23 protein-coding genes and 10 tRNA genes are annotated in these 18,318 nt (G+C 48.7%); 28 read left to right on the top strand and 5 right to left on the bottom strand.

Translation table 11 applies throughout. The annotated features are described in order from the left end of the window. Nucleotides 1-101: 101 nt before the first annotated feature. The 3 genes from KNO69_RS10705 to KNO69_RS10695 all read left to right on the top strand — a co-directional run bounded on the left by KNO69_RS10705 (nt 102) and on the right by KNO69_RS10695 (nt 2,586). Nucleotides 102-1,547, top strand: coding sequence for an alanine/glycine:cation symporter family protein (locus KNO69_RS10705; protein WP_196430365.1), 1,446 nt, complete (start codon nt 102-104; stop codon nt 1,545-1,547). A gap of 84 nt (nt 1,548-1,631) precedes the next feature. Further along, entirely contained in the window at nt 1,632-2,087 is a 456-nt protein-coding gene (locus KNO69_RS10700) for a hypothetical protein (RefSeq protein WP_214685157.1), read from the top strand. A 52-nt stretch (nt 2,088-2,139) separates the two neighbouring features. After that, entirely contained in the window at nt 2,140-2,586 is a 447-nt protein-coding gene (locus KNO69_RS10695) for a hypothetical protein (RefSeq protein WP_214817942.1), read from the top strand. A 39-nt stretch (nt 2,587-2,625) separates the two neighbouring features. Here the strand turns inward: KNO69_RS10695 and KNO69_RS10690 are convergent, their stop codons facing one another. Beyond that, complete coding sequence (locus KNO69_RS10690; RefSeq protein ID WP_214817939.1) at nt 2,626-3,633, bottom strand: metal ABC transporter solute-binding protein, Zn/Mn family; 1,008 nt, start codon at nt 3,631-3,633, stop codon at nt 2,626-2,628. A gap of 173 nt (nt 3,634-3,806) precedes the next feature. Between KNO69_RS10690 and KNO69_RS10685 the strand changes: the two genes are divergently transcribed. The 3 genes from KNO69_RS10685 to KNO69_RS10675 all read left to right on the top strand — a co-directional run bounded on the left by KNO69_RS10685 (nt 3,807) and on the right by KNO69_RS10675 (nt 5,892). Continuing rightward, complete coding sequence (locus KNO69_RS10685; RefSeq protein WP_214685162.1) at nt 3,807-4,742, top strand: alpha/beta hydrolase; 936 nt, start codon at nt 3,807-3,809, stop codon at nt 4,740-4,742. Nucleotides 4,743-4,805: 63 nt separating this feature from the next. After that, nucleotides 4,806-5,405 (top strand): histidine phosphatase family protein, encoded by a 600-nt coding sequence (locus tag KNO69_RS10680; RefSeq protein ID WP_214817936.1) that lies wholly within the window; start codon nt 4,806-4,808, stop codon nt 5,403-5,405. A gap of 10 nt (nt 5,406-5,415) precedes the next feature. Further along, complete coding sequence (locus tag KNO69_RS10675) at nt 5,416-5,892, top strand: DUF456 domain-containing protein (RefSeq protein ID WP_031424439.1); 477 nt, start codon at nt 5,416-5,418, stop codon at nt 5,890-5,892. A gap of 72 nt (nt 5,893-5,964) precedes the next feature. Here KNO69_RS10675 and KNO69_RS10670 read toward each other — a convergent pair whose 3' ends face one another. Next, complete coding sequence (locus KNO69_RS10670) at nt 5,965-6,438, bottom strand: YwpF-like family protein (RefSeq protein WP_214817933.1); 474 nt, start codon at nt 6,436-6,438, stop codon at nt 5,965-5,967. Nucleotides 6,439-6,551: 113 nt separating this feature from the next. On the opposite strand from KNO69_RS10670, the gene KNO69_RS10665 reads away from it, so the two are divergent. After that, entirely contained in the window at nt 6,552-6,854 is a 303-nt protein-coding gene (locus KNO69_RS10665) for a 7TM diverse intracellular signaling domain-containing protein (RefSeq protein ID WP_031424443.1), read from the top strand. A gap of 36 nt (nt 6,855-6,890) precedes the next feature. On the opposite strand, the gene KNO69_RS10660 is transcribed toward KNO69_RS10665, so the two are convergent. Both KNO69_RS10660 and KNO69_RS10655 read right to left on the bottom strand, forming a co-directional pair. Then, nucleotides 6,891-8,336 carry a nicotinate phosphoribosyltransferase gene (locus KNO69_RS10660; protein ID WP_078146154.1) on the bottom strand — a complete coding sequence of 482 codons (1,446 nt, stop codon included), beginning with the start codon at nt 8,334-8,336 and terminating at the stop codon, nt 6,891-6,893. A gap of 22 nt (nt 8,337-8,358) precedes the next feature. Beyond that, nucleotides 8,359-8,892 (bottom strand): cysteine hydrolase family protein, encoded by a 534-nt coding sequence (locus KNO69_RS10655; protein ID WP_214817930.1) that lies wholly within the window; start codon nt 8,890-8,892, stop codon nt 8,359-8,361. A gap of 140 nt (nt 8,893-9,032) precedes the next feature. Between KNO69_RS10655 and KNO69_RS10650 the strand changes: the two genes are divergently transcribed. From KNO69_RS10650 to KNO69_RS10640, 3 genes are read left to right on the top strand one after another with little or no spacing between them, the layout of a single operon-like run. After that, nucleotides 9,033-9,308 carry a 4a-hydroxytetrahydrobiopterin dehydratase gene (locus tag KNO69_RS10650; RefSeq protein WP_078146155.1) on the top strand — a complete coding sequence of 92 codons (276 nt, stop codon included), beginning with the start codon at nt 9,033-9,035 and terminating at the stop codon, nt 9,306-9,308. After that, on the top strand, nt 9,301-9,783 hold the full coding sequence (locus KNO69_RS10645; protein ID WP_251124949.1) for a hypothetical protein: 483 nt from the start codon (nt 9,301-9,303) through the stop codon (nt 9,781-9,783). The genes KNO69_RS10650 and KNO69_RS10645 overlap by 8 nt, the downstream gene beginning before the upstream one ends. 33 nt (nt 9,784-9,816) lie before the next feature. After that, nucleotides 9,817-10,134, top strand: a complete 318-nt coding sequence (locus KNO69_RS10640) for a YtxH domain-containing protein (RefSeq protein WP_214817928.1) — start codon at nt 9,817-9,819, stop codon at nt 10,132-10,134. Nucleotides 10,135-10,178: 44 nt separating this feature from the next. On the opposite strand, the gene KNO69_RS10635 is transcribed toward KNO69_RS10640, so the two are convergent. After that, nucleotides 10,179-10,904 (bottom strand): rhomboid family intramembrane serine protease, encoded by a 726-nt coding sequence (locus tag KNO69_RS10635; protein WP_078146156.1) that lies wholly within the window; start codon nt 10,902-10,904, stop codon nt 10,179-10,181. Between the two features lie 63 nt (nt 10,905-10,967). Here KNO69_RS10635 and acpS point away from each other — a divergent pair, with 63 nt between their 5' ends. From acpS to KNO69_RS10545, 18 genes are all read left to right on the top strand, one after another. Next, entirely contained in the window at nt 10,968-11,336 is a 369-nt protein-coding gene (gene acpS / locus KNO69_RS10630; protein WP_031424460.1) for a holo-ACP synthase, read from the top strand. Beyond that, nucleotides 11,323-12,399, top strand: coding sequence for an alanine racemase (gene alr, locus KNO69_RS10625; RefSeq protein WP_214817926.1), 1,077 nt, complete (start codon nt 11,323-11,325; stop codon nt 12,397-12,399). The genes acpS and alr overlap by 14 nt, the downstream gene beginning before the upstream one ends. A 129-nt stretch (nt 12,400-12,528) precedes the next feature. Beyond that, complete coding sequence (locus KNO69_RS10620) at nt 12,529-12,807, top strand: hypothetical protein (RefSeq protein ID WP_078146158.1); 279 nt, start codon at nt 12,529-12,531, stop codon at nt 12,805-12,807. Between the two features lie 5 nt (nt 12,808-12,812). Further along, complete coding sequence (locus tag KNO69_RS10615; protein ID WP_026824472.1) at nt 12,813-13,163, top strand: type II toxin-antitoxin system PemK/MazF family toxin; 351 nt, start codon at nt 12,813-12,815, stop codon at nt 13,161-13,163. Nucleotides 13,164-13,303: 140 nt separating this feature from the next. Beyond that, complete coding sequence (locus KNO69_RS10610; protein WP_015880558.1) at nt 13,304-13,630, top strand: STAS domain-containing protein; 327 nt, start codon at nt 13,304-13,306, stop codon at nt 13,628-13,630. Then, the gene (gene rsbW / locus KNO69_RS10605; protein WP_015880559.1) at nt 13,627-14,106 is read left to right on the top strand and encodes an anti-sigma B factor RsbW; all 480 of its coding nucleotides are present in this window, start codon (nt 13,627-13,629) and stop codon (nt 14,104-14,106) included. The genes KNO69_RS10610 and rsbW overlap by 4 nt, the downstream gene beginning before the upstream one ends. After that, on the top strand, nt 14,072-14,872 hold the full coding sequence (sigB, locus tag KNO69_RS10600) for an RNA polymerase sigma factor SigB (protein WP_015880560.1): 801 nt from the start codon (nt 14,072-14,074) through the stop codon (nt 14,870-14,872). Before rsbW ends, sigB begins: the two co-directional genes overlap by 35 nt. A 69-nt stretch (nt 14,873-14,941) precedes the next feature. Then, nucleotides 14,942-17,071, top strand: a complete 2,130-nt coding sequence (locus KNO69_RS10595) for a Tex family protein (protein WP_214817923.1) — start codon at nt 14,942-14,944, stop codon at nt 17,069-17,071. A gap of 204 nt (nt 17,072-17,275) precedes the next feature. Continuing rightward, nucleotides 17,276-17,350 (top strand) — tRNA-Asn (locus KNO69_RS10590). A 9-nt stretch (nt 17,351-17,359) separates the two neighbouring features. Further along, a tRNA-Ser gene (locus tag KNO69_RS10585) sits at nt 17,360-17,451 on the top strand. Between the two features lie 28 nt (nt 17,452-17,479). Then, nucleotides 17,480-17,554 (top strand) — tRNA-Glu (locus KNO69_RS10580). 5 nt (nt 17,555-17,559) lie between these two features. Beyond that, nucleotides 17,560-17,635, top strand: a tRNA-Val gene (locus tag KNO69_RS10575). A gap of 21 nt (nt 17,636-17,656) precedes the next feature. Further along, a tRNA-Asp gene (locus tag KNO69_RS10570) sits at nt 17,657-17,732 on the top strand. Nucleotides 17,733-17,739: 7 nt separating this feature from the next. Further along, nucleotides 17,740-17,811: transfer RNA gene (locus KNO69_RS10565), tRNA-Gln, on the top strand. A 10-nt stretch (nt 17,812-17,821) separates the two neighbouring features. After that, a tRNA-Lys gene (locus tag KNO69_RS10560) sits at nt 17,822-17,897 on the top strand. 24 nt (nt 17,898-17,921) lie between these two features. Further along, nucleotides 17,922-18,009: transfer RNA gene (locus KNO69_RS10555), tRNA-Leu, on the top strand. Nucleotides 18,010-18,012: 3 nt separating this feature from the next. After that, nucleotides 18,013-18,089: transfer RNA gene (locus KNO69_RS10550), tRNA-Arg, on the top strand. 11 nt (nt 18,090-18,100) lie between these two features. Then, nucleotides 18,101-18,177: transfer RNA gene (locus KNO69_RS10545), tRNA-Ile, on the top strand. Nucleotides 18,178-18,318: the final 141 nt, after the last annotated feature.

The following is an 18,318-nucleotide window of genomic DNA, read 5'->3' as shown; positions in this document are numbered from 1 at the left end:
TAATATTGCAACTTTCGTATAATTTACCTATAATTCAATTCATGTTAAGAAAGTTGACATGACTTTTTCTATTGAGATTTTTAGAGTGATGGAGGATTAGTATGGAGAAATTGGTAGAGAAACTCGTTTCGCAAGCGAACGATTTGTTGTGGTCGCAAGTGCTCATCGTTGTACTTGTCGCGTTAGGTCTTTATTTTACAGTTCGTATGGGCTTCGTTCAGTTCCGCATGATTCCTGAAATGTTCCGCCTCTTGTTCAAAGAGGGCACAGCACGTGAAAAAGGCCAAGTGTCTTCGTTCCAAGCTTTCGCAATCGGAACGGCAGCTCGTGTAGGGACGGGTAACATTGCCGGTGTGGCGACAGCGATTGCGCTAGGTGGCCCAGGAGCAGTTTTCTGGATGTGGCTCATTGCGTTGATTGGGGCAGCATCTGCATTCGTCGAAAGTACGTTGGCACAAGTGTACAAGATTCGTGATGGACGCACATGGCGTGGGGGACCTGCCTACTATATGGAGCGTGCGCTCGGCCAACGTTGGCTAGGTGTCTTGTTCGCGATTTTAATCACGTTCTCATTCGGATTCGCGTTCAACTCGGTACAGTCGAATACGATCTCACTCTCTGTGAGTAACCAGTTCGGCATCAGCACAACAGTCGTTGGGGTTGTCCTCGCGATTGTGACGGCCATTGTCGTCTTCGGTGGGATCCAATCGATCGCACTCTTGTCGAGTATCATCGTACCGGTCATGGCAGGTGGCTACATCTTACTCGCGATTTGGATTATGGTGACGAACGTTTCCCTTCTACCAGACGTCTTCAGCCTCATCTTCTCAGAAGGAGTCCTCGGAATTGAGCAACTCTTCGGAGGGGCGATTGGCGCCATGGTACTTCAAGGGATTCGTCGAGGTCTCTTCTCGAACGAAGCGGGTATGGGTTCTGCACCGAACGCCGCTGCGACAGCGGAAGTATCGCACCCTGTCAAACAAGGATTGATTCAATCGTTTAGCGTATTTGTCGATACATTGCTCGTTTGTACATCGACAGCGATGATCATCTTGATTTCAGGCGTAGCCGGTTCAGAGTCGTTCGCGGGTGTCGAATTGACGCAAGCCGCGTTGACAGCAGAAATCGGATCAGTCGCAACATCGTTCTTGACGATTGCAATCTTCTTGTTCGCATTCAGTTCGATTCTTGGAAACTACTACTACGGTGAGACGAACATCCAGTTCATCTCGGATAAGAAAATCTACGTTACGCTCTATCGCATCGGTGTCGTCGGAATGGTCTTGTTTGGTGCGGTCCGCTCTGCCGGCCTCGTCTGGTCGATTGCTGACGTGTTCATGGGTCTCATGGCACTCGTGAACTTGTATGCCATCTTCCGCTTGGCGAAAGTGGCTCGCGCCGTTCTCGATGACTACTTGGCACAGCGACGCGAAGGAGAAGACCCAGTTTTCTATGTCGACTCGGTTGAAAATCTTCCTGGTCGTGAATACATCGAAGCTTGGGAAAGCGAAACAGAGGAACAACAAACAGGAACAAGTCGTTCTTGATATAAGGAACCGTCTACGAATTCAAGTAGGCGGTTTTTTTACATATATAAGACGGGTAATGTCATAAAAAGGGGGCGTTCATGTATGGAGACGACGCATTATGTACGTGTTTCCCCAGAAGTTTGGGTGTCATTTAATCAGGATCCGGAGATGATTTTAGACTGGTTGATTCATATGCATGAGCAATATCGGGATCGGGACGATACGCTGACGCTTCCGAATGTGGAACCGTTTCAACGCGTACTTAGTCAAATCGAGGTATATATCGACGGGGCCGACACGTATAACATGGAAATGGCGCTCGTCGGCGAAGAGTTGATTGTCAATGAGGCGCAGGCGGTCGTGGTCGGTATCTTGACCCCGCAGTTACTTCATATCGTCAAAGATACGTTGCATGCGTTCGGGCGAGATGATGTGAAAGACATGGCATTCGTTGCAAAAGATGAATTCGAGATGATTTGGGAAGATTGGACCCGGTTGCAACAGTTTTGTGAGATCGCTTCGTCCCAGGAAGAATTCGTCTTGATTTATTATGAATGAAAGTGAATTCCCATGGTATACTGTTAATAAATGGTATAAAGGGGATTTGCTCATGGATGTGTTCGGCACACTCATCTGGCTCGGGATAATCATCAATCCGTTTCTTGCGTATCAAACGAAAATCAAGCCGCTTTATCGCATCACACTCATCTCATTCATCGTATTCTTCATGACGTGGGGGTATGCTGTGACGGGAGGGGTGGCACCGGTGCTATTCGATACAGTTTGGAACGTCCTTCTTATCGCGTATGTCGGTCTTTTAGTATTGAATAGTTATGTAGTCAGCAAACGATTCGTTCCACAGATGACATGGGTTCGTTTTGGTGCAATCGCACTGATTGGCGTTGGTGTCAGTCAAGCGTGGTTAGGACTGAGTACAGGAGAGTGGACACGATCATTCTTCATGGACGAGGACTTCTGGATGATGAGCGTCATCGTATCGCTACTGCTCCTGCTTCTCGTCACGATGAAGATGTTAGACCGACGAATAGAAGCATAATAAAATCCCGAAGCGAGGTGACTCGTTTCGGGATTTTGATTATTTCAACGCTGTCTCAAGTGCCTTGACGTTTTCACGCATCAAGTCGAAGTAGCTCTTGTCCATCTGTTCTTTCGTGACCGATTCCAAGTTATAGATCGTCACGCTCTCTGCGCCGATCTCTTGTTTCACGACTTCGGCCACTTTTGGTGTGACCGTGTCTTCGAATGCGATATAGTTCAAGTCGTGGAGACGGGCTTCCTCGATGATCCGTTTGAGAGCTTGTTGTGACGGCTCTTCAGACGGTGTAAGTCCGGCAATCGGCAACTGATCGAAACCATAGCGTTCAGCCAAATAGCCATATGCGGCATGCGTTACAAGTAACTCGGATTTCGAACCGTTCTCGACCGCTGCCTTCAATTCCGCATCGAGGGCGTTCGCTTCGTCTTTGAAGGTGCTTAATCGTTCTGCGAACTCATCCTTATAGTCGGGTGCTTCCTCACTGAATGCGGCTTCGACCGCTTCTGCCATCGATACAGCATTCGTTGGATCGAGCCAAACGTGGGGATCGTATTGACCGTGACTATGACCGTCTCCTTCTTCGTGAGCATGTTCGTCTTCAGAATGTGCGTCTTCTTCATGAGCGTGGTCGTCTTCAGCATGTCCTTCTTCTTCATGGACATGGACGGTATCCGCCGCATCAAGTAACTTCACGTTCTCGGCTGTTTTGACGAAGGCGACGTTCTGACCATCTAAACTCTTCTCCATAGACTCGACGTAAGGTTCAAGGTCATGACCAATCGTCAAAAAGAGGTCGGCTTCTGCGATTTGTGTCATTTGCTTTGAAGTTGGCTCATACGTATGCGGATCAGCCCCAGGTGGAATGACCATCTCCACGTTGACGCGGTCCCCACCGATTTCTTCGGCTAATGATTTTAATGCAAACGTTGAAGCGAAGACGGTCAGTTGACCATCTGTCGATTCAGATGCGTTGTCTCCTTCGGTATTTCCACACGCACCGAGTAAAAGCGTACCGGCTGCGACTGCGCCTAACCAAGTTTTCTTCATCTTCCATCTTCCACCTTTCAAGTTATCTGAATATTAAATCGTAACTGTTACGTTTTATGACTGCGAGTAATATTATAGTGTGAGCTTCGGAGCACGTCAAGTCCGACTTCTGATGGATAGATTTTTGAAAAAAGCGGGAATATGATTAAAAAAAGGAACGAGGAGTGGATTGTATGAGAAAGGAGACTGTCTGGTTTGTCGGGGGTGCGGCGATTGCTGCGGCGACGGCAGCCGGGGCTAGCGTGTGGAGTCAGTACGGGTCCCTTGTCAGATGGCAAGAACCCAAGTTGCCGATTCAACCGACAACACGCCGGCGCCACACGTACACGTATAAAATTGTTCACGATCGTCCGCTCCAATTTGATTTGTATCTCCCCCCTGGGGAAGGACCGTTCCCGGTGGCGGTATATGCTCATGGGGGAGCGTTCGTCAGAGGGAATCGGAGTATGGTGACACTGTTTCATCCGTTGCTCGACCACTTTTTGGGGAAAGGGATCGCGGTCGTCAGCATCGATTACCGTCTATTTGAAGACGGGGTGTACTTCCCTGACAATATTTTTGATGTTTCTGATGCCCTGTGCTATTTGAAACAACATGAATCGTTATTGACGCTAGATACAAGTCAACTACTCGTTTGGGGGGACTCAGCAGGCGCCGCGCTCATGCTTGCGGCTGCGCTCGATCGTCATCGACAATTTGCGGGCGATTTGGGAGACGACCTCCCGACCATCAAAGGGGTCATCGCCTTGTATCCACCGACAAACTTTTTATTGTTCAAATTTATCCAGACGTGGCTCGCTCACTTAAAGTTCTATGAAGGAAGCCGTGAGGAATGGCGTGAGTTGATGGTAAAATGCTCCCCGGTCTCCCATCTATATGCCGATGCCCCGCCGATTTTACTGCTACACGGGAAGAAAGATCCGATTGTCCCGTTCGGCCAAGCGCTTCACTTCGTCGAACATGCGAGTGACGTCGGCGCGAACGTTCAACTCATCTCCTTTCCGAATGGAACCCACTCGCTTGCGAGCTTCCTTCAATCGGATAATCCAATCAAAGAAGAGCAACTCATGGCCCGAATCAATCGTTTTATTGAAGAATGTCTCGGATGACGTTGCGATTTTTAAGGAAGATGGTACGATGGGGGATGATTGAAAGAGTAAGGAGTGGAAGTAGTGACAGAGTTATGTTTAGTCAGACACGGCCAGACTGATTGGAACCGTTTAGAAATTATTCAAGGGCGTGAAGATAACCCGTTGAATGCACTCGGACGTCAACAGGCAGAGGAGAGTGCAGCTTTTTTGAGTCAGGAGAAGTGGGACGTCATCGTCTCGAGTCCCTTGTCACGTGCGGTTCACACCGCACAAGCCATCGCGACAGCCTGTGGCATCGAACATAAAGCGATTCTGCTAGATGAGCGTTTCATTGAACGTGAATTCGGAGCGGCATCCGGGCAACCCGTGAAAGGGATTTACGAGGCGGTTCAAGCGGATGACCAGAATCAGATTCCCGGTCTCGAAACGGAAGACGAGATGCGTACCCGGGTCTTAGAAGGAATGACTCATTTGGTGGATACGTATTCTGGCAAACGCATCATTGTCGTCTGCCATTCTCATGCAATCAAAGCGGTGCTCTCTGCCATCGATGGGGCATATACGTTCCGTCACGCCATGCGAAACGCCTGCTCGAACTATATCACCCATCAACAAGGTCGGTTTGAAGTGAAGGCGGTCAACGTGGCTGACCATATCACCGATCCGACCATTATGAAATGAGGAGAATGTCATGACGACCTTACTATGGGTATTCATTATCGCATCATTTGTGGTCGCTTTTGCAGGACTCATCTATCCAGTCATCCCGAGTGTCTTGTTCTTGTTCATCGGATACATGATTTATGGATTCGGTTTTTCGTTTGAACCATTGACCTGGACATTCTGGGTATGGCAATCGGTCTTCCTCGTCTTCTTGTTCGGCGTCGACTATGTCGTCACCCGGGCTACAGTGGATAAGCGAGGCGGTTCGGAGCGAGCGAAATGGGGTGCGACAATCGGTTTGATTGCGGGACCGTTTATTTTCCCGCTCGTCGGGGTTTTGATTTTCCCGTTCATCTTCGCTTTCTTGGCGGAGTTGACACTTGGGAAGACGACACGTGAAGCGTGGAGCATCGGCGTCGGCACCGTTCTCGCCTTTCTCGGCAGCACGCTCTTAAAAGTGATCGGGATGACGATGATGATCATCCTATTCTTTATCTACGTGTGAGGCGGAGATGTTTCTCCGTCTTTTTAGTTTGAAAGGTGAATGGTTTTGGGGAAAGAAAAACAGGTCATCCGATTATTCGAATGACCCGGTTTTGACCAATTGATTGAAAGCGGAGCGACTGAACGATTGTTGCATTTCGACTTTTTTCTCGAAGAAGGCGGGCTTTAAATTCGAGGTGGCGACGCCATCTTGAATCAACGAATCGAGTACTTGCTTCGTCGTGTCTTGTTTCGGCATCAACATGAGTCCTTCAGCGACAAACGTATGATGGTCGTTCAAGGCACGCTCGCTCGTGAACGTCAAAGCGAGTGCAGCCGGGGCGTTCGTTGGCGACGTGATGACGGCTTCAGCGAGGATGAGGATGCGTTTGTTTAAGTAATGATGGAGCGTGACAGCCGACTCGGTGGGCACGAGCATTTCGAGGAGCCATTCTGAATCGTGCTCCTTCGAGATGATTAACCCATCGAGTAAATCGATCGGTAAATTCAGTTCATTGCCGTATTCGTCTTGGACGAGTCGGACTTGGACGAGGCGAAACGTTTTCATAAGATCGTTCCTTTCCGCGTTTTCTTTAGACCATCTTAACACAGTCTGAGGAATAGAATGTGTTAAGATAACGGGGAAGAAACAGAAAAATAGAGAGTGAGGGAGGCATCAAGATGAGTTGGGTTGTTGGCGTAATCGGGTATGTGACGATTCTCGCAATCGTCTATTATGGTGTCCTTTTCTTCAAAGTGAAACGGGAGCGGAGTCGGGCCGGCTATCGGATTTTTCTCTTGCTTGCCGGATTGTTTTTAGTCAGTGGGAGCGATTATATCATTGCGTTGTTCCAAGGAGACACCGAAGCGACGTTTTGGCAACGGACCGTCTATTTTGTCTTGATATTGCTCTCTTTGTCGATGGCGCTTTACTTTCGGAGAAAAGAAGATCAAAGCCAAGCAGGCGAGATGACAATGGTATAAAAAAACGGCTGTGGGTATGCACCCACAGCCGTTTTTTTATTTTGGTACCCGCGTTTTGCGAATCATATCGAGTTTTAAATCCCATAGTGGCTTGCTGAACGTCACCGAATACACTTCCGGTAAACGGAGACGCTTGTATTCTTCCCACAATCCGTTCATCTGCTCGTGATGATATGCACGAATCTCACTTGTGCTTGGAAGGTCGTATACGCGTTTCCCATCAAGGAAGATTGGTTGCAACAAGCGTTTCACGTTGAAGTTACGTGTCTTGATCTTGAAGGCCGGGTCACGGACGTCAATCAAGTCGATCTCGGTGTACGATTCGACCGGTTCATCGGCGAGGGCGATATAGTCGCCTTTGAACTTTTTCGTTTCGTTGTCGATGATGCGATACAACTCTTTCTTGTGAGGAGTCGTCGTCTTCACCTTGGAAGAAGATACTTTGATGACCGGCTTTAATTCACCAGATTCATCCTCACGCGCGACGAGCTTATAGACCATCCCGAGTGCAGGCTGCTCGTAAGCCGTGATGCCGCGTGTCCCAACGAGGAACGTATCGGCCTCTGCACCTTGCATCCGTAAGTCCTGGATGACATACTCATCCAAATCCCCAGAGACGACGATTTTGACGTAGTCGAGCCCTGCTTCATTCAACGCCTTCCGGGCACGCTTCGACAAGTAGGCGAGGTCCCCAGAGTCGAGTCGTACTGACTTGAGACGATGGCCCTTCGCCTCGAGCTCTTTTGCGACCGTAATCGCGTTCGGCAGACCAGACTTGAGTGTGTCATACGTATCGATGAGAAGGCTTGTGTTGTCCGGGTACATCTCAGCGAACGAACGGAATGCGCTCAATTCATCATCATGGAACTGAATGTCGGCATGCTCCATCGTTCCTCCTGTCGGGACATCAAAGTCACGACCGGCTGACACGAGACTTGTCACATCAAAACCAGCGATGTAAGCCGCACGTGTTCCGTAGTAAGCCGCATCGACACCTTGCGCGCGACGAGCTCCTCCTTCAAGGAGTGTCTCGTTCGGAGCAGCCTGACGAATGCGTGCATACTTCGTGGCAATGAGTGATTCGTGGTTCGCGATATTGAGTAGCGCCGTTTGGAACAGCTTCGCTTCAAAGATGGTCGATTCAATCCGAACGACTTGTTCATGTGGGAAGATGACTTCTCCTTCGCGAACACTATATAGTGAACCAGTGAACTTGAAGTTCCGTAAGACGTCTTCGAATTCATCTTCGAATCCGAGTTGCTCTTTCAAATAGGTGATGTCCGCCTCCGTAAAGGAGACGTTCTCTAAGTAGTGAACGATATTCTCGAGTCCGGCGAAGACGACATAACCACCACTAAATGGATTCGAGCGATAGTAAAGGTCGAAGACGACCTTTTCATTATGGCGACCTTGCTTCCAGTAAATATACATCCAACGTGGAAGATAAAGATCTGTGTGAAGGGCTAAATTACGATGTAACATATGATTTCCTTTCTGTTTTACGTCACTTTCCGACGACTGTCGCACCGAGTGTTGTGACGAAATGTTCGAGCGCCCATTCATGGCCGACCGGGTTGAAGCTTTGAACGGCATCGGCATGGACGACGATTTGATAACCGAGGTTGTAGGCATCTACGGCTGTATGGAGTACACAAATATCCGTGCAGACACCGACGAGATGAACTTCTGTGATTCCGCGTTCCCGAAGACGCAGGTCAAGGTCAGTTCCGGCAAAGGCACTATAACGTGTCTTATCAATCCAGTGGTCTGCCTGTTTCGCAGCTTCCTTCACAGAACCGTACAACTCACGGCCCTCTGTCCCGCGGATATTGTGCGGTGGGAATAACGTCGTTTCAGGGTGGAACGTGTCACCTGCATCATGGACGTCGTTCGCGATGACGACATAGTCATCCGTTGCGAATGTCCCGATCAATTCGACGATCCGTTCTTCAATCTCTTGCCCGGGTTTCCCACAAGTCAAACGACCACTGTCTGCGATAAAATCAAATGTATAATCAATAACAATCAATGTGCGCATGGGAGATGCTCCTCTCTCGTAATGAAAATGATGGCTGTCCATCTCATTCTAATTCATTATACATCATGCACGGAAGATTATTTTTCTTCGGTTTGGGTAGATTAAGACAGTAGACTGTATAGGGAAAGGGGATTGTGACGATGGTATTATCGCAAAGTGAATTGACAGAGGAACTGTCACGGTTGAACGGTTGGGAAGAAGTGAACGGGGAGATTCAAAAGACGTATCGGCTGGAAACATTTCCGGAGGCCATTCAGTTCGTGCATCTTGTAGCAGATTTGGCTGAATCGCTCGATCATCATCCGAACATCTTGATTGAATATCGGAACGTGACATTGACCGTCTCGACCCATGACGAAGGGGGCATTACGGAGAAAGACATCACACTCGCGAAAGGGTGTGAGGAACTTGTCTAAGCTCTATATGACTTTTGCGTCAGGCAGCGTGGCGGAGCGTCTTCGAAAGGAGCCAGGCGTCATCGCGGCGAATGGACACGAAACGATTTTGCTCGCAGAAGGAGAGAAGTCTCCGTTCAAGAGCGGTAAAGTGTTTGAAATTGAAGAGGCGTCGGGCGAATTCGTGAAAAAAGGGAACATTTTATACGCGAACGTTCCCGCAGATGAGAATGCCCGCTCCCTGTTGTTTCACCACTTGTTGACGGAAAAGGCGCCACTCGGTGTCAGTCATGATGGGTTTTCGGCATACCGATTAGGTGTCGACCCGGATGATAATCATGCCGTCGTCTTTATTCAGTTCACGTCTGGTGGGAAACACTTTCGTGATACGGCGGACTATGCAATCCTTGAAGACCGCTTGAAGCGAGCGGTCGAACATCGCGGTGCAGGTCCCGTCATAAAACACTATGTCGTCAGTGAGTCAGATAATCTATAATAAAAGATAACGTCATGTTAGGGGAGGATTTTTATGAACAAGAATTATTTCTGGTTGGGGATGGCTGCGGGTGCGGTAATCGGCGCGGCAACATCACTTCTCCATAGCGAAACGCGCGATCAACAAGTGAGACAACTGAAAGGCATCAAGTCGAAGTTGAAATCATCGAATACGTCGACTGAGGCACATGCGGTCGGTCTACAAGCGTCATCGAAAGGCAACTTGAAAGACCGTGTCATGGAATGGAAATCGCTTTACGAAGAAAACCAAGATACGATTCAAAACCTCGTCGAAGACGTGAAAGACTTAGTGGATGCGCTTCAAGAGGCTCGTCATAAAAATCAAATCTAATCAAATGGCCAAGCGATTTCGCTTGGCCATTTTTCGTACCTTCTTTATAAGAACTGTGCCAATAATCCGAAGATGGCCAGTCCGATGATGATGTAGAAAAACCACTTTCCGTCCCCGGAATGAATGACAGGGGGCGTGTAAGAACGTTGCTTATACTTCCCGTAGCGCATCGGGCGCGTATACGGGACGGTGAAACGTGAGAGTGGGATGGCAAGTAAGAATCCTGCCAAGAATCCGTACACATGTCCCCAAAGGGAAACGTTCGAACCAATCAATGTGAAAACGGCACTGATAGCGACGAAGATGTAGACCAAGCGGGCATCTTGGCTGTACATCAACGTGCGACGGAAACGACCGATGAATACGTAGAATCCGAGAATGGCCAAGATGGCGCCTGACGCCCCGGCCTGTAGATAAAACAAGTTGCTGACAGTGAAATACGTGAGCAGGTTGGCGAGCGCTCCAGCGAATACATAAAACAAGGCAAATTTCACGTGTCCGACCATTCGTTCCATCGCCGGTCCGAAGATGATCAGTGCGAACGAGTTGAACAGCAAGTGACCGAGACTCAAATGAATGAAGTTGGCCGTGACCAAGCGGTACCATTGTCCGTCCGCGAGTGCCAAATGGAACGACCCTCCCGTCGCCACGATTCGTAAACCAGGAGCGAAAGAATCGATGACAAACACAAGGAGTTGGATTACAATGAACAGCGTTACGAGTGGATATGCCCGTACAAACGTTTGAACATTTTCCGTACGACTAAACATAACATCACCTCTTTCCTCAATTGTATAAGGAAACGGGGAAAAAAGGAAAGGAGCGAGTGTCCTGTGATTGTAGGAATCGGAGTCGATATCGTCGAGCTTGATCGGATGGCTCGCTCGATGAAACAACCACGTTTTTTAAAACGGCTGCTCACCGATGCGGAATATGAACTGTCTCAACAGTATCCGCTCCCGCGTCAAATCGAGTTTGTCTCGGGTCGCTTTGCCGCGAAAGAAGCTTACGCCAAGGCAATCGGGACTGGCATCGCACACGGGTTATCGTGGCGTCATATTGAAATTTTACCGGATGAGACGGGTCGACCTGTCATGACCGCGCCGTTTGCGGGGAAAATCCATGTCAGCATCAGCCATAGTCAAACATACGCCATCGCACAAGTCATCTTAGAAGAGGAGGGACATCATGTTTCGTCCTAGTCGAATCGAGATTGATCGGGCGGCCATCGTCCATAATATAAAAGAATTAACGAGACGGATTCCGCAGGACCTCATGGCGGTCGTCAAAGCGAACGCCTACGGACACGGGGCCGTCGAAGTGGCGAAAATTGCCCTTGAGAACGGAGCGACGATGCTCGGGGTCGCGTTACTCGAGGAAGCGCTCGAACTCCGCGATGCGGGAATCGAAGCACCGATTCTCGTCATGGAAGCGCAATTCCCTGAATATGCCGGAGTGGCGGCAGCACAGGAAATCACGTTGTCTGTTTTTTCTGCTGAATGGTTACAAGAGGCAGCTCCATATATAGAAGAAAAGCCGTTGACGGTTCATATCAAAGTCGATACCGGGATGGGACGCCTCGGACTTCGTACCCGTGAACAGTTGGATGCCTTACTTGAAGAAGCGACCGATTCGTTTGTGGTGGAAGGAATCTATACCCACTTCGCAACGGCGGATGAGCTCGATAGCAATCTGTATTATACACAGCAAGAGCGGTTCGAGCTTTTGATGGATGGGCTCCACGAGCGGTTCCGCTATATCCATACGTCGAACTCGGCCGGTGCAATCCGAATGGCCGGACAAGATGTTCCTTATAATCTGGTTCGTGTCGGCATCGCGCTCTATGGGTTATATCCGTCACGTGAGATGGAGACGTTCTATTCGTTCCTGCGCCCGGCCTTCACGCTAAAAAGTCAGCTCATGCAGGTGAAGCGGCTAGAGGCAGGTCAGACAATCAGTTACGGCGCGACGTATACAACGTCAGCCGATGAATGGATTGGTACCGTTCCGGTCGGATATGCGGACGGCTGGTTACGAAAGGCGAGCGGATTTGAAGTGGAGGTCAATGGGATTCGTTGTCCGATCGTGGGACGCGTCTGTATGGACCGCTTCATGATCCGACTTCCAAAGGAGTTTCCTGTAGGGACGGACGTGACCCTTGTCGGTGGAAACGTCGCCATTGATGAACTCGCCTCATATCTTGGGACGATCAACTATGAGATCGTTTGCCAATTCACGAGCCGATTGCCACGTCTTTATGTGTGAATCATAAATCGTGTGAAATTATCTGAATTCTTTCTCGATTTCTCTATATTTTCCCATTCCCGCGTGTTATATTGATAAAGAACGCGGGAGAATTTCCGCCAGTCCATGAAACGATTCTGGAGGTGTAAGATGTTGAAGCAGCGAACTGCGGGTGCGCTAGCGTCCGTCCCAGATCGGTTCTCGCAACAAGGGGGTCCGATTTCGATGAAAGACCGTGAAACACTGTCCTTGAACGATGTAGTGACATACTTGTCTAAAGAAATTGCTGATCGACAACAAACACTGCGTGAAGAATTGGCGAGAGGCTATCAAGAGATGGCCGCGTTTAACTTGAATATGGCAGAAGAGATGCTAATGATTGAAACCGAAGCCGAACACGCTCTCTTACGTCAAGTAAGTGGGGTGTGAGCAACGTGATCGTAAAGCGTGGTGACGTGTTTTATGCGAATCTGTCGCCCGTAGTCGGCTCAGAGCAAGGTGGCGTTCGACCCGTTCTCATCGTACAGAACGACATCGGCAATCGCTTTAGCCCGACCGTCATTGTCGCTGCGATTACAGCTCAGATTCAAAAAGCAAAACTGCCGACTCATGTGGAAGTATATCAAGAGAAGCACGGACTCGAACGAGACTCTGTGATTTTGCTTGAACAGATTCGAACGATTGATAAGCGTCGTCTGACGGATAAAGTCACTCATCTCGATGATGAGACGATGCATAAAGTGGACAGAGCGCTAGAGATCAGTATGGGATTGATCCCTCTCTAGCCTTACATAGATAAGACTGGTACATAGGTATCGGTCTTTTTTTAAACTTTTTAAAAAAAGTGGTTTAAGATTTTGTTAGAGGGGAATTTAAGTTAATCGTACTCAATTTTTCTGTACGGACATTTAGGAGGGAATAGACGATGGATTTAGCGATTCGCGAGCAAGTCATTGGAGAACAATTACACCTTTACGTATCCGGAGAAGTGGATACATATACTGCACCAAAATTGAAAGAAGTATTGCATCCGGCCATCAGTGAGCAAGATGTGGTCGTTCATTTAGACGAAGTGGAGTATATGGATTCGACAGGTCTTGGCGTGTTCGTCGGGGCATTAAAGATTGCCACGCGTAACGAAAAAGAGTTGTCACTTGTCGGAGTCACAGACCGAGTCAATCGTCTGTTCGAATTGACGGGTCTTCACAAACTTCTTTCTATTAATTCGAACGTAAGAGGTGGCACGCAATGAATAATGTTGAACAGACGGTCATGACGTTCCCGGCCAAACCCGAATATGTCGGTGTGGTTCGATTAGTCGTTTCAGGAATCGCTAACCGTATGGGATATACGTACGACGAGATCGAAGATATTAAAATCGCGGTCTCGGAAGCATGTGGCAACGCCGTCCAACATGCTTATGACGATCATCAAGATGGAGAGGTCAAACTCGCTTGTGGCGTCTATGCAGATCGTCTTGAAATCACGATTGAGGATTCCGGCAAGACGTTCGCAGATGATGTGAAGCGTCAAGCCGCTCCGGTCGAAGAGACGACCGAAATTGAATCGCTCCATGAAGGAGGACTTGGTCTCTTCTTGATCGAAGCATTAATGGACGATGTCTCGATCAATAAAGACAACGGTGTCAAAGTGACGATGACAAAACTCCTCAATAGGGACGAGGTGGATCAGAGTGCCAGCAAAATCTCAACAACGCCATCACAGTGATGACGAGGTACTAGAGTGGATTGAACGCTATCAACAAGACGATCAAAACGAAGAAGTGCAAATGCTCCTCATCAACCGCTATTCTGACCTCGTTGAAGCACTCGCGCGTAAATTCTCGCGTGGTCGTGCGATTCACGACGATCTTGTGCAAGTTGGGATGATTGGGTTACTGGCGGCACTTCGTCGATTTGACCCGGAATTTGGTCGTAGCTTCGAGTCGTTTGCTGTCCCGACCATCATCGGGGAAATCAAACGATTTATTCGCGACAAGACGTGGAGTGTCCACGTACCGCGTCGAATCAAAGAACTCGGACCAAAGATTAAAAAGACGGTCGAAGAGTTGACGACCGAATTACAACGTTCGCCACGAATCGATGAGATTGCCGACCACCTTGGCGTTTCCGATGAAGAAATTCTCGAAACGCTCGAGATGGGCAAAAGTTATCAAGCCTTGTCGGTTGATAGTTCAATCGAAGCGGATAACGAAGGTAGTACGGTCACATTACTCGACTTGGTCGGTAGCCAAGAGCGCGGGTATGAATCGGTCGACCAGCGCCTCATTCTAGAGAAAGCGTTCAATGTCTTAAACGAGCGTGAACGCGCCATCTTGGAATGCGCCTACTATAAGAATATGAGTCAAAAAGAGACAGGAGAACTTCTTGGAATCTCGCAGATGCATGTGTCCCGTTTGCAACGGCGAGCACTCGAAAAGCTGCGTGAAGCCATCAAGGTCCCACTCAATGAAGTATTCTCAAGCGATGACTAATCGAGTCATCGCTTTTTTGTTTGAATGTTTGCTACACTTTGAAAGAGATCAAAAAAGGAAGTGATTCAAGTGATTACGAAAGTGGCTAACGCGTTAAACTTGAAAGTGAACCAAGTCGAGACGGTTCAGCAGCTCGCATCTGAAGGGGCAACGATTCCGTTCATGGCCCGTTATCGGAAGGAAATGACGGGGAATTTGGACGAAGTTGAAATTAAAGGAATCTTGGATGCTCTTCAATATGAAGAGAGCCTGCAAAAACGCAAGGCGGATGTCCTGGCTAAATTAGAAGAGTTGGAAAAAAACACGCCTGAACTAACGAAAGCGTTAGAGGCGGCGACAACCCTTCAACAAGTGGAAGACATCTACTTGCCCTATCGTCCAAAACGACGCACGAAAGCAGAACAGGGACGTGAGAAAGGACTGCAGCCGCTTGCGGACTGGTTCCGGGACAAATCACCCTATTCTTCGGACAAGGTAAAAGAACTTTCTCAAGACGTCGAGGTAGAAGAGGCGTTGCCGCTCGTTCATGCGATCATCGGCGAAGAATGGGGCGAAGAAGCGAAACTGCGCCAGATGCTTCGCGATCGTGTACGAAAAGAAGGACTCTTGCGCTCGAAGAAGAAAAAACAAGCGGAAGACGAAAAAGAGATTTTTGCGCAGTATTATGAATATGAAGAGAAGATTGCTGGCATTGTCCCGCACCGTGTACTCGCCTTGAACCGTGGGGAACGCACGGACGTGCTCCAAGTGAAGGTGGTGTTTGACGAGTCGCGCTTCATGGATCAAGCCCTCCGTACATACGAACGACTTCCGAAAGAAAAGCGTGAGGTTGTCGAGGTAGCTGTGACGGAGGCGTACAAGAAGTCGGTCTTCCCCGCCATCGAACGAGAGATTCGTGGGGAGCTGACAGAAAAGGCAGAAGAGCAGGCAATCGACGTCTTCTCAAAAAACTTGAAACAACTCTATATGCAACCGCCACTTCGAGAGGTCGTCGTCCTAGGAATCGACCCGGCTTATCGAACTGGTTGTAAATGGGCAGTCGTCAATGAAATCGGAAAAGTCGAAGAGGTCGGTGTCTTCTATCCGACGGCACCGAAACATGATATCGCCGGCGCTGAAAAAGTACTGACGAGACTCGCGAAGAAATATCCAATCTCGGTCATCGTCGTCGGAAACGGAACCGCCTCACGGGAGACGGAACAATTCGTCGCCGACTGGTTGAAGAAAGCGGAACGTGATATTGCTTACGCGATTGTGAACGAAGCGGGGGCAAGTGTCTACTCGGCATCGGAAGTCGCACGAAGTGAATTCCCGGATTTGAAAGTTGAGGAACGGTCAGCCGTTTCGATTGCACGTCGAATTCAAGATGCGATGGCGGAACTTGTCAAAGTCGACCCGCAATCAGTCGGTGTCGGACAATATCAGCATGACGTCAGCCAGAATAAACTGAAAGCCTCCTTAGAGTTCGTCGTCGAGAGCGTGGTCAACATGGTCGGAATCGATGTGAACCGTGCTTCCGAGTCTTTATTGACGTACGTCTCAGGACTCAATAAAACGACGGCGAAAAATATTGTGGCATATCGTGAAGAGAATGGACGCTTTGAAACGAGAAAGGAAATTAAGAAAGTACCTCGTCTTGGAGCGAAGGCGTTTGAACAGGCAGCTGGATTCTTACGGATCATGAACGGGAAGGACGTTCTCGACCAGACAGAGATTCACCCGGAAAGCTATCCACTTGCGTTATCGATTTTAAAAGAGATCGGATCTTCAAAGTCAGAGGTCGGTACGGCTGCGCTTCGAGAACGATTGCAACAAGTCGATGCCAAAGCTTTGAGTGAACAACTAGAAGCGGGACTTCCGACAGTCGAAGACATTTTGAAATCATTAGCCAAACCAGGTCGTGACCCACGAGAAGATATCCAGAAACCATTACTACGCACGGACGTCATGAGTCTCGAAGACCTTCAAGTCGGTATGGAATTCCAAGGAACCGTCCGGAATGTCATTGATTTTGGCGCGTTCGTTGACATTGGGGTGAAACAGGATGGTTTGGTCCACATTTCGAAATTATCGAATCGATACGTGAAGCATCCATTAGATGTCGTGGCGGTTGGTGACATCGTGACCGTGTGGATCGAACAAGTCGATGTGAATCGTGGACGGATTAGTTTAACGATGCTTGCACCGAGCATTAAATAAGAAGAAACTCGAATCAGGTAAAATGTTTTTCATTTTACCTGATTTTTTTTAGAAAAAGTGTTGACGGTCTTTTTGTGCCGTGATATCTTATAGAAGTCGTCGAGAAACGGCACGCGAAATAAACGTTTTTCTAAGAAAGTGATTGACAGGTTTCTGGTTTGCGGTTACAATATAAATCGTTACTTCGATAATTTCAAGCAACGTTCCGCAATAGCTCAGTGGTAGAGCAACCGGCTGTTAACCGGTAGGTCGTAGGTTCAAATCCTACTTGCGGAGCCATTTTATTTTGGAGACGTACCCAAGAGGCTATAAGGGGCTCCCCTGCTAAGGGAGTAGGCTGGGAAACCGGTGCGAGGGTTCGAATCCCTCCGTCTCCGCCACTTAAATTACTTAGAAGACACATACACTGGCCCGTTGGTCAAGCGGTTAAGACACCGCCCTTTCACGGCGGTAACACGGGTTCGAATCCCGTACGGGTCACCATATATGGAGGATTAGCTCAGCTGGGAGAGCACCTGCCTTACAAGCAGGGGGTCGGCGGTTCGATCCCGTCATCCTCCACCATTTCAAATAAAAACGTAATCTGGTCTTGTGGTGTAGGGGTTAACATGCCTGCCTGTCACGCAGGAGATCGCGGGTTCGAATCCCGTCAAGACCGCCATTTACGTTGGGCTGTAGCCAAGTGGTAAGGCATCGGATTTTGATTCCGACATGCGAAGGTTCGATCCCTTCCAGCCCAGCTTTTTATTTGAGTCATTAGCTCAGTTGGTAGAGCATCTGACTTTTAATCAGAGGGTCGCAGGTTCGAGCCCTGCATGACTCACCATTTTCTTTTTTAACTTTATACGCTGCGGTCGTGGCGGAATCGGTAGACGCGCTAGGTTGAGGGCCTAGTGGTGGTTAACACCGTGGAGGTTCAAGTCCTCTCGACCGCACCATATGCACCCTTAGCTCAGCTGGATAGAGCGTTAGACTACGAATCTAAAGGCCGGGAGTTCGAATCTCTCAGGGTGCACCATTCTTTTTTATGGGCCTATAGCTCAGCCGGTTAGAGCGCACGCCTGATAAGCGTGAGGTCGGTGGTTCGAGTCCACTTAGGCCCACCATTTAAACTGACGAACTTTGAAAACTGAACGATGAGGCAAAAAAAGTTTTACCATTTTTGAATGAAGCGCAAGCTTCGTCAATTTAAGAGCTATATCAAATTCTTTGGAGAGTTTGATCCTGGCTCAGGACGAACGCTGGCG

Source organism: Exiguobacterium sp. s131, assembly GCF_018617345.1.
Classification (GTDB): domain Bacteria; phylum Bacillota; class Bacilli; order Exiguobacteriales; family Exiguobacteriaceae; genus Exiguobacterium; species Exiguobacterium profundum.
This window is presented reverse-complemented; position numbering and strand designations above follow the sequence as displayed.

Coding starts and splice junctions, on each gene's coding strand:
- KNO69_RS10705 (WP_196430365.1), top strand. CDS start 102: ATGGAGAAATTGGTAGAGAAACTCGTTTCGCAAGCGAACGATTTGTTG.
- KNO69_RS10700 (WP_214685157.1), top strand. CDS start 1,632: ATGGAGACGACGCATTATGTACGTGTTTCCCCAGAAGTTTGGGTGTCA.
- KNO69_RS10695 (WP_214817942.1), top strand. CDS start 2,140: ATGGATGTGTTCGGCACACTCATCTGGCTCGGGATAATCATCAATCCG.
- KNO69_RS10690 (WP_214817939.1), bottom strand. CDS start 3,633: ATGAAGAAAACTTGGTTAGGCGCAGTCGCAGCCGGTACGCTTTTACTC.
- KNO69_RS10685 (WP_214685162.1), top strand. CDS start 3,807: ATGAGAAAGGAGACTGTCTGGTTTGTCGGGGGTGCGGCGATTGCTGCG.
- KNO69_RS10675 (WP_031424439.1), top strand. CDS start 5,416: ATGACGACCTTACTATGGGTATTCATTATCGCATCATTTGTGGTCGCT.
- KNO69_RS10670 (WP_214817933.1), bottom strand. CDS start 6,438: ATGAAAACGTTTCGCCTCGTCCAAGTCCGACTCGTCCAAGACGAATAC.
- KNO69_RS10665 (WP_031424443.1), top strand. CDS start 6,552: ATGAGTTGGGTTGTTGGCGTAATCGGGTATGTGACGATTCTCGCAATC.
- KNO69_RS10660 (WP_078146154.1), bottom strand. CDS start 8,336: ATGTTACATCGTAATTTAGCCCTTCACACAGATCTTTATCTTCCACGT.
- KNO69_RS10655 (WP_214817930.1), bottom strand. CDS start 8,892: ATGCGCACATTGATTGTTATTGATTATACATTTGATTTTATCGCAGAC.
- KNO69_RS10650 (WP_078146155.1), top strand. CDS start 9,033: ATGGTATTATCGCAAAGTGAATTGACAGAGGAACTGTCACGGTTGAAC.
- KNO69_RS10640 (WP_214817928.1), top strand. CDS start 9,817: ATGAACAAGAATTATTTCTGGTTGGGGATGGCTGCGGGTGCGGTAATC.
- KNO69_RS10635 (WP_078146156.1), bottom strand. CDS start 10,904: ATGTTTAGTCGTACGGAAAATGTTCAAACGTTTGTACGGGCATATCCA.
- alr (WP_214817926.1), top strand. CDS start 11,323: ATGTTTCGTCCTAGTCGAATCGAGATTGATCGGGCGGCCATCGTCCAT.
- KNO69_RS10620 (WP_078146158.1), top strand. CDS start 12,529: ATGTTGAAGCAGCGAACTGCGGGTGCGCTAGCGTCCGTCCCAGATCGG.
- KNO69_RS10610 (WP_015880558.1), top strand. CDS start 13,304: ATGGATTTAGCGATTCGCGAGCAAGTCATTGGAGAACAATTACACCTT.
- rsbW (WP_015880559.1), top strand. CDS start 13,627: ATGAATAATGTTGAACAGACGGTCATGACGTTCCCGGCCAAACCCGAA.